At 36.4% G+C, this 9,745-nt stretch carries 7 protein-coding genes; 2 read left to right on the forward strand and 5 right to left on the reverse strand.

Going from position 1 to position 9,745, the window contains the following annotated elements; all coding sequences use genetic code 11:
- Window positions 1–382 precede the first annotated feature (382 nt).
- Window positions 383–1,339, reverse strand: coding sequence for an NAD-dependent epimerase/dehydratase family protein (locus KA828_RS11840; RefSeq protein ID WP_210126279.1), 957 nt, complete (start codon window positions 1,337–1,339; stop codon window positions 383–385).
- A 287-nt stretch (window positions 1,340–1,626) separates the two neighbouring features.
- Here KA828_RS11840 and KA828_RS11845 point away from each other — a divergent pair, with 287 nt between their 5' ends.
- Window positions 1,627–4,359, forward strand: coding sequence for a 5'-nucleotidase C-terminal domain-containing protein (locus KA828_RS11845; protein WP_210126280.1), 2,733 nt, complete (start codon window positions 1,627–1,629; stop codon window positions 4,357–4,359).
- Window positions 4,360–4,452: 93 nt separating this feature from the next.
- On the opposite strand, the gene KA828_RS11850 is transcribed toward KA828_RS11845, so the two are convergent.
- The 4 genes from KA828_RS11850 to KA828_RS11865 all read right to left on the reverse strand — a co-directional run bounded on the left by KA828_RS11850 (window position 4,453) and on the right by KA828_RS11865 (window position 7,910).
- Entirely contained in the window at window positions 4,453–5,412 is a 960-nt protein-coding gene (locus KA828_RS11850) for an ornithine cyclodeaminase family protein (protein WP_053031044.1), read from the reverse strand.
- A gap of 167 nt (window positions 5,413–5,579) precedes the next feature.
- Window positions 5,580–5,999 (reverse strand): NUDIX hydrolase, encoded by a 420-nt coding sequence (locus tag KA828_RS11855; protein ID WP_107630131.1) that lies wholly within the window; start codon window positions 5,997–5,999, stop codon window positions 5,580–5,582.
- 11 nt (window positions 6,000–6,010) lie between these two features.
- Window positions 6,011–6,517, reverse strand: a complete 507-nt coding sequence (locus tag KA828_RS11860) for a GNAT family N-acetyltransferase (protein ID WP_210126281.1) — start codon at window positions 6,515–6,517, stop codon at window positions 6,011–6,013.
- 202 nt (window positions 6,518–6,719) lie between these two features.
- Entirely contained in the window at window positions 6,720–7,910 is a 1,191-nt protein-coding gene (locus KA828_RS11865) for a glycine C-acetyltransferase (RefSeq protein WP_053031038.1), read from the reverse strand.
- 234 nt (window positions 7,911–8,144) lie between these two features.
- Here KA828_RS11865 and KA828_RS11870 point away from each other — a divergent pair, with 234 nt between their 5' ends.
- Window positions 8,145–9,311 (forward strand): M20 family metallopeptidase, encoded by a 1,167-nt coding sequence (locus KA828_RS11870; RefSeq protein ID WP_210126282.1) that lies wholly within the window; start codon window positions 8,145–8,147, stop codon window positions 9,309–9,311.
- The last annotated feature ends 434 nt before the right edge of the window (window positions 9,312–9,745 follow it).

The following is a 9,745-nucleotide window of genomic DNA, read 5'->3' on the forward strand; positions in this document are numbered from 1 at the left end:
GTTGCGAAGACTCCTAGGGGAGCAGTGCTAGTCGAAGACTACAGGCTGAGACAGCACCCCAGGAAAGCGAAGCAACTTATGTGAGTGATTATCGATCTATGGCTGCTTTTTCACACAAAAAGAGTCCGGGACAAAAATAATATAATGAAGCTATTTAGCAAATTCGCAGTAGCTGACTGAACTGAGAAGGCGCTTAATTCAAGCTTTTCTCAGTTCTAGTCATCCTTGTGGGCGGGGCCCCAGCAAAGAGAATTTCATTAAGAAATTCTACAAGCTAAGCAAGCTGGGAGTGGACAACGAATTTAAAAAGAATTCTGTCCCACTCCCTTTCACACAAAAAACTAGCAGGGGGTAACACCCTGCTAGTTCAACACATCACACTTTATTTATTTTGTTCTTTTTCTTCAATCGCTTTTAACATTAACTCAGTCATACCAGCTAAATCGTATTTAGGATCAAAGTCCCACTCTTTACGAGAATAGCTTGTATCAATATTATCTGGCCAACTATCTGCAATTGCTTGACGTGCTGGATCCACTTCATAGTCTAAAGCAAAATCTGGATAATGTTTTTGGATTTCAGCTTTAATTTCTTCAGGTTCAAAGCTCATAGCACTTAAGTTATAGCCATTACGCGTAACTAATTTATCTGCATCTGCTTCCATTAATTTAATAATTGCATCAATTGCATCATCCATATACATCATATCCATGTATGTGTCTTTAGCAATATAACTTGTATAACGTCCGCTTCTTACCGCTTCGAAATAGATTTCAACCGCATAGTCCGTCGTACCGCCACCTGGTTCTTTAACATGAGAAATAAGTCCAGGGAATCTCACACTACGCGTATCGACACCAAATTTTGTGAAATAATATTGGCATAATAATTCACCAGCAACTTTATTCACACCATACATTGTAGTTGGTTGTTGGATTGTATTTTGAGGTGTATCTTTCTTAGGTGTTGAATCACCAAACGCACCAATAGAACTTGGTGTGAAGAAATGTAATTCATATGTTCTAGCAGTTTCTAATGCATTCATCAAACCGCCCATATTTAAATCCCAAGCCAATAATGGATTTTTCTCAGCAGTTGCTGATAATAAAGCCGCCATATGCATTAACGTATCCGCTTTAAAGTTCTCAACACTCGCCATCATCGCTTCACGATTCGTAACATCCAATACTTCAAACGGTCCATTATTAACCGGTGAGTCCTCTTCCGGTTCTCTAATATCCGTAGCTAAGACATTGTCATTTCCATAAATTTCTCTACATTTTAATACCAGCTCAGTACCAATTTGACCAAGCGCTCCTGTAATAACGATTCTTTCCATAAATAAAAACTCCCTTTGTGTGTTTAGCACGAATAATTGTCCTTTTAGGGTGTACATATTCCCTATTTACATGCTTATTATAATATAAAAGCGCTTTCTTGTATACTCAGAAAGTACATTCTTTATTAATCTATTTCTTTTTGAAAAGTCAGAGATTCTTACGTATCGTAGTGTTTGATTTATTAATCATTTTTAAATTTATCGTAAATAATTGAATGCGTAAGCTTTAAGACGGGTGACTTATGCTAATATAAAAATGTAAATTCCATATAATAAAGGAGGCAAATATGAAGCGATATCTTGTTCCAATCTTAATACTATTTTTTATCGTATTTGGTATCACCATGGGTACAACGTATGCTGCTGAATCAGAGTCAATCCAATCAAACAACACCACAGCAGTATCACACACAACATCACAAGAAGCACCATCAGTAAATGCTTACTCGACGAATAAGGATATGGCAATAGAGTCTGATGCAATTTCACATCATGATGACATCACATCGTCGTCTCAAACGACACCACATCCTGATGTTGCAACGTCTACAACACAACATACAACTTCAGAGAAGCACAATGTTTCATCTCAGGGTTCTGCCTTTTCAGAAGAAAAAGCATTGCCTGAACCGACTACAAATGAAGTTCAATCGTCGCAAGATACTAAGGTAAACACATCATCTTCAACAACTGAAGCTTCTAAGTCAGCACAAGTTACACCGCCAAAGGCATCTACGCCGACGAAAGTTACCTCATCGCCTGAAGAAGCAACGCAACAACAAAGTCATGATGTTACTGTATCACAACACGCTACACCTGTTTCAAAGCAAGCACCTAAACACAGTGATGCTACTTCAAAGCAAACTGCTATGAAGACGAATGATGTTACTGCGAATAAGAAAGCAACAACAGCTTCTAACAACAAAGATAAACACACAATTTTACATACAAATGATATTCATGGTCGTTTCGTTGAAGAAGATGGTCGTGTCATCGGAATGGCTAAAGTAAAGGGACTCAAAGACAAATATCATCCTGATTTAATGGTTGATTCTGGCGATGCTTTTCAAGGATTACCTGTTTCTAACAACTCTAAAGGTGAGGAAATGGCTAAAGCTATGAATAATGTCGGTTACGATGCGATGACTGTCGGAAATCATGAATTTGACTTTGGCTATGACCAATTACTTAAATTACAGAAACAGTTAAATTTCCCTATCATTTCATCCAATATCTATAAAAATGGTAAACGTATATTTAACCCTTCCACAATCGTAACTAAAAACAATGTCCGTTATGGTATTGTGGGTGTCACAACACCTGAAACCAAAACTAAAACATCACCTACTGCAGTTGAAGGTGTGGAATTTAAAGATCCGTTAACCAGTGTCAAACAAGCTATGAATCAAATTAAAGATCATGTGGATATATTCGTTGTCTTATCACACTTAGGTGTGGATAAATCAACACAAGAACGTTGGCGTGGTGATTATTTAATCGAGCAGCTGACGAAAGACCGTTCATTTACACAGTCTATCTTTGTCCTCGATGGCCATTCACATACAGTCATTGATCACGGTCAACACTACGGTGCTAACAATATACTCGCGCAAACAGGAACAGCCCTTGAAAATGTAGGCCGTATTGATTTTAATTTTAAAGATAAGCAAGCAACGAATGTCGAAGCATCATTAATTAATGTCGCTGATGCTGAGCATGTGACACCTGACTCACAAATCGAAGCACAAACTAAGAAAGCAAATGATGCGTTCTTGAAAGCAACATCCACTGTCGTTATCCCTAATAATACAGTGAAGTTAAATGGCGAACGCGCACAAGCACGTACACAAGAAACCAATTTAGGGAATTTAATTACAGACGCTATGGAAGCATATGCCTCTAAACATTTCTCACACCCTTCTGATTTCGCAATCACTAACGGTGGTGGCATACGTGCTTCAATCGACAAAGGTAAAGTTACAGAAAATGATATTATTACTGTATTACCATTCGGAAATTTAATTTCTCAAATTCAAGTTAAGGGCTCAGATGTATTAAAAGCATTTGAACATAGTTTAAGTGCTGAAACGGATATGCAAGATGGTAAGAAAGTCTTAACTGCTAATGGTGGTTTCTTACAAATTTCTGATTCACTAAAAGTATATTACGATATCGACAAAACATCTGGACAACGTATTAATGCAATCAAAGTATTGAATAAAGAAAATGGTCGCTATGAGGATTTAGACCCTAACCGCACGTATTATGTAACAACAAATGATTTCACGGCTAATCAAGGTGATGGCTATGATATGTTTGGTGGTCAACGTGAAGAAGGCATCTCATTAGATGAAGTTGTCGCGCAATACATTAAAGAAACCGATTTGAGTATATATGATACAGTTGAACCTGTACGTATTATCAACGGAGAGCCTGAAAGTGCTGAGCAGCCAAATACTGGTGAAGCAACTCAAGATAGTAACAATCATTCAACAGGTCACGCAGGTAGCGGTCAACAAATGCCAAATAATAATACTAATGATGACTCGAAACACAATAGTCATCATGGACAACAACCAGCGCATAAAGATACACATCAAGCCAATGGAAATATCATCGAACTTCCTAACGTAGCTAATGATGGTCATCAACAAATGCAAGTGCCATCAAGTACTAATTGGAAGCATCACCATAATGATGCACAATCAATGGCCATCAACACTAACCATACATCTACACATCATCATTCTGGTTATCCTGTAGCTTCAAATCATTACAACAAAGTGATTCAATTATCAAATCACGCCTTTGAACAGCATGCTGGTGCGTACCATATGATGCATCAGCAACATCATCACACGAGCAAAGCAATTCAAACAATGGCGCTCTATAATGAACCATTAACACAGCTACCTAATACAGGTAATACAGATGATACATCAGAACATGGTATCGCAATCTTACTTGTTGTAACTGGAACTGGATTGATATATTGTCGTCAACGCAAAAAATCAGCATAATTTTTGATAGATAATAAACCGTGAATGGGACACTAAATGCATTGTCTCACTCACGGTTTGTTGTCATTATATTAAGATTGTTGTGACATCCAACTATTTATCCTGCTTTTCAATCGCTTTTTTATAAAAATAATTAGCAACCACTATATCTACAATAGCAAGGCCAACAGATTTAAAGAGTGTCACTTCTTCATCACTCTCACGTCCTGAAATTTTACCTGCAACAATATCACCAAGTTCACCATGTAAAGATGCTTGTGTGATAATTCCTTCTTCTTGAGGTACCTTTAAATCGCCTGTTTCTTCCATTGCAGCTTCAGTAGATTCAACCACAATTTTGTTCGCTACCATCATTGATTCAGTAGGTAATTCCTGCATATCTGGTTTGAAAGAACCTACTGCATTTAAGTGAACACCTGGATGTAAAGTATGAGCATATACGGGATTATTCGAATTTGTAGCAGTTACTACAATGTCCGCTTCTGCCATGGCATCATCCGCTTGATCAAAGACTTTCGTTGCTACATGATATGTTTCCGCTACTTCTTGTGCTAATACTTCCGCATTCGATGTCGTGCGACTTGAAAAGTGAATCATATCGATATGTCTCACAGCCATAACAGCTGCAATTAAACCTCTAGCCTGATCACCAGCACCAATGACACATAACGTTTTAGCATCTTTGCGAGCCAAGTATTGCGTTGCTACGCCTGAAATTGCGCCAGTACGTATTTGTGTTAAATAACTGCCATCTAACACTGCAAGCGTTTCTCCCGTCTCATAGTCACTTAAAAGGACTGACCCTGTTATCGTTTTCTTGCCCTTTTTAGGGTTATCAGGCGCAAATGTAACGGTTTTGATGCCAACGATTTTAAGATCATCGGATAAAGCTGGCATGACTAAATAGCGATTATCATCATTAAATGGTAGGACATAGCGTAGTGGCGTTTCTGTCTTACCTTCTGAGAATGCTTTTAACGAATTAGCAACTTCATCAATCACTTCTTTCATATCTAGTAATGCTCGTTGATCTTGCTCATTCAAAACTAACATATTAATTCCTCCATCAAATGCTTTGTCGTTATTCATTATTTACCCGTCAAGCCACTCATTTATCATCTTATTATGTAATACTTTTAATTCACGTATGTTGATAGGATAAAAGGCTAATTTAACTTGCTTAAACTATTCATTTTGATTGCAACGCTTCGTTTCCCACTTTAATCTACAAGTCCTTCATCATAATAAGTAGCGTGATTATTTAGAAATACACGCAAACTATGATGGTAATATACTAACTTTTCATCCGCTTCTTCGATCGGCAACCAACGTAATGTTGAAATTTCATCTTTCATTTGAATTTCTGTTGTATAATCATGTACTTGTACTTTAAACATAATAAAAAGCGTATGGACATTCATTTGTGTCGATTTACCTTCATTAATACTAACTACGTCCTTAACTTCAATAGCTAAGCCTGTTTCTTCTCTAACTTCACGTTTCAATGCTTCAACTAGCGTTTCCCCATACTCAACTTTGCCACCGGGTAGTGACCAGCCACCACCATCTGTATTATGAACGAGTAAAATATTTCCTGCTTCATCTTGTATCAATGCATATACTACTTTTAAATCTTTCATTCATCCAACCTTCATTCATTAGGAATTTCAAATCGACTTACTAAATTGCCATTCTTTTTAACATATGGTTCGATTTCATATCCGCCATGTTTTTTAATCACTTTTTGTGAGGCAGTGTTCTTAGGATTCGTAGTCATTAATACTTTGTTTACACCTAGTTCTTTTAACAATAGCTTCGCTTCTTGCAACATAAATGAAGCAATGCCATGTCCTCTACGTGACTGACACACGCCGTAACCCACATGTCCGCCAATGTTTACTAAGCGTCGATTTAAGTGATGGCGAATATCGACTGCGCCAACAATAGCTCCATTTTCAAAGCAAAATAGTGTGGTCGTTGGTACCCAATCATCATCAACCTCTATATTATTTAAATGGTCTACCATGTGTTCAAATGACTCATACTTCGCCAAGTCTGTATTGGAAGGCACTATGGGTTCATCATGAACATACCATTCTTGGACGTACTTCATTAAAGCCACTTTATCTGAATAGCTTAACTGTCTTAGATTTAGCATTAACACACCACCTTCTAAATTATATGTTAATTTGATATTTCATATTTTAAGACGATGAACTATAACATTATTTTACCAAAATAAATATCTCCACCTCATCTAATAACAAGTGACATTTTGAGTTATCTTTGTTATATCACAATAAAAATAGACTGGAACGATCATAATCGTCCCAGCCTAAAAATGACTCTCTCTTATATCATTATTTAATTGTACCTAGTTCTTTACCAACTTTTTCATAAGCAGCAATTGCTTTGTCTAACATTTCTTTCGTATGCGCTGCTGTAGGCATATTTCTTACACGTCCTGTGCCACGTGGTACTGTTGGGAAGACGATAGATTTAACATATACACCTTCGTCTTTAAGACGTTTACTAAATTCTTGTGTTTCTTTTTCGTCTCCAATAATAACTGGCGTAATTGGTGTTTCTGATTCACCAGTATTGAAGCCAAGTTTAGCTAAGCCATCTTTTAAATATTTCGCATTATCCCATAATTGATCGTGTAATTCAGTAGAAGCCATTAATTTTTTCACAGCTTCAGTAATTGCTTTAGTATCTCCAGGAGCTAATGAAGTTGAGAATAAGAATGGTCTTGATTGAGCTTTTAACCAGTCGATAAGTTCTTTAGTACCTGCTACATAACCACCAACTACACCGATTGCTTTTGAAAGTGTACCGATTTGGAAGTCGATTTTATCTTGTAAACCGAAATGTTTAACTGTACCAGCACCTTTACCCATTACACCTGAACCATGCGCATCATCAACGTAAGTAATTAAGCCAAATTCTTCAGCAATTTCAACGATTTCAGGTAATTTAGCAACGTCTCCGTCCATACTAAATACACCATCTGTGATGTACATAACTTTATTGTATTGACCTGATTCAACAGCTTCTTTCGCTTTCGCTCTTAAATCATCCATATCTGAGTGGTTAACACGGATGATTTTAGCTTTAGATAAACGACATCCATCAATAATAGATGCGTGGTTTAATTCATCTGAAAGGATCGCGTCATTTTTGTTCATTACTGCTGAAATAGCTGCCATGTTACAGTTGAATCCTGATTGATAAGCAATAGCAGCTTCAGTACCTTTGAACTTAGCTAATGTTTCTTCTAACTCATCATGTAAGTCTAATGTACCGTTAATTGAACGTACAGCACCAGCACCAACACCGTGTGAATCAATTGCATGTTTAGCTGCAGATTTTAAATCTTCGTTTGTTGCTAGTCCTAAATAGTTATTTGATGATAAATTAATATATTGTTTCCCATTGATTGTAATTTCTGGACCATTCGCACCTTCGATTGAATCGATTTCGTTATATAATCCATTGTCTTTTAAATATTGAATATTTTCTTCTAAAAAGTTGTGTAGTGATTGAACCATATTCATATCCCCTTTGCATTTATTTATCAACATAATCATAACTGATTTTTCTTGAACATGAAAGCACTATCATTCCAGTTAATTCAATATATTGAATATTCTTTACGTCATGTACAACTGTTCATACAACATGTATATTTACCTTCATTTTCCAGAAAATACCGAATTAATCTATTGAGTTGAATTAGAATTTGATATACTAAAATTCATAATAATTAGGAAGAAGTGGTTCATGTGTTAGATTGGTTTCAATTAGCCAGTAATAAGGAAAATAGAATGATTCAGATGCGTCGCTATATGCATCAATATCCTGAACCTTCTTTCGAGGAAACTTGGACGCATAACTATATTCTAAATCAGCTTAGTCATCTTGATTGTAAAATTGAATCACCTATTGGACGTAATGGCATTAAAGCAACATTCAAAGGTAAAGAAGAGGGACCAACGATTGCATTTCGTGCTGACTTCGACGCACTACCTGTACAAGAACTTAACGATGTACCTTACAAATCTAAGAATGATGGATTGATGCATGCATGTGGTCATGATGGTCATACTGCGATATTATTAGGCGTTGCTGAGATTGTGCATGAACACCGCCATTTATTAAAAGGAAATGTGGTCTTTATCTTCCAATATGGTGAAGAAATTATGCCAGGTGGCTCTCAAGAAATGATTGATGATGGTTGCTTAAATGGTGTTGATAAAATTTATGGTACCCATTTATGGAGTGGCTATAGTACAGGTACGATTTATTCAAGACCTGGTGCGATTATGGCATCACCAGATGAATTCTCGGTTACAATCAAAGGTAAAGGGGGCCATGGCGCTAAACCGCATGAAACCATTGACCCAATTGTAATTATGGCTGAGTTTATTTTGAGTGCGCAAAAGATCATTTCTAGAACAATAGACCCTGTTAAAGAAGCAGTACTCACATTCGGAATGGTTCAAGCGGGATCATCGGATAGTGTTATTCCCGATAGTGCTTTTTGTAAGGGAACTGTGCGCACATTTGATACAGAATTACAATCACACATTCAACATAAGATGGATAAACTATTACAAGGCTTGGCACTGGCTAATGATATCACTTACGACTTAGAATACATTCGTGGCTATTTACCAGTACACAATCATGTCAATGCATATGAGGTAGTCAAACAAGCTGCAAATGACTTACATCTACGCTTCAATGAATCTGAGTTAATGATGATTGGTGAAGACTTTTCTCACTATTTAAAAGTCCGCCCAGGGGCATTCTTCTTAACTGGATGTGGTAATAAAGATAAAGGTATTACAGCACCACATCATAACCCACATTTTGATATAGATGAAGCTGCATTTAAGTATGCTGCTAGTGCGTTCTTGAAAATATTGGAAATTGAAAATGTGTTTTAAAATAGAATCGTTTACCCTAATAAAACAATGCCTATGATTACTTTAAATTCAAGTTAATCATAGGCATTTTTATATAAAAGAAAGTAAAATTTATGTAACAAAGTGTGATAGCTATAGTTATTAATCATATAGAAACACAATAGTGCTTATTTTTGAGCATATAATAAATAGACTAAAACAAGATGAATTGTCTTAGCCTCTTTAAACATTTAGGCAGTAGCTGACTGATTTAAATTTAAAATGCGCTTGAATCAAGTTTTTTTAAATCTAGTCATACTTAACGATGGGGCCCTAGCAAAGGGAATCTCATTAAGAAATTCTATAAACTAAGCAAGCTGGGAGAGGACAACCAATTATTTGTTCTAAGAGAAATGCGTTTGATGAAACAAAATTATTGTTTAATTAACCGCATTTTTTATACAAAAAGATCGCAA

Origin of the sequence: Staphylococcus sp. GDY8P85P (genome assembly GCF_017892405.1) — a bacterium.
Classification (GTDB): Bacteria; Bacillota; Bacilli; order Staphylococcales; family Staphylococcaceae; genus Staphylococcus; species Staphylococcus borealis.

What these genes read in the sequence shown, in the direction of transcription:
- KA828_RS11840 (WP_210126279.1), bottom strand. Translation starts at nt 1,339, where the DNA reads ATGGAAAGAATCGTTATTACAGGAGCGCTTGGTCAAATTGGTACTGAG.
- KA828_RS11845 (WP_210126280.1), top strand. Translation starts at nt 1,627, where the DNA reads ATGAAGCGATATCTTGTTCCAATCTTAATACTATTTTTTATCGTATTT.
- KA828_RS11850 (WP_053031044.1), bottom strand. Translation starts at nt 5,412, where the DNA reads ATGTTAGTTTTGAATGAGCAAGATCAACGAGCATTACTAGATATGAAA.
- KA828_RS11855 (WP_107630131.1), bottom strand. Translation starts at nt 5,999, where the DNA reads ATGAAAGATTTAAAAGTAGTATATGCATTGATACAAGATGAAGCAGGA.
- KA828_RS11860 (WP_210126281.1), bottom strand. Translation starts at nt 6,517, where the DNA reads ATGCTAAATCTAAGACAGTTAAGCTATTCAGATAAAGTGGCTTTAATG.
- KA828_RS11865 (WP_053031038.1), bottom strand. Translation starts at nt 7,910, where the DNA reads ATGGTTCAATCACTACACAACTTTTTAGAAGAAAATATTCAATATTTA.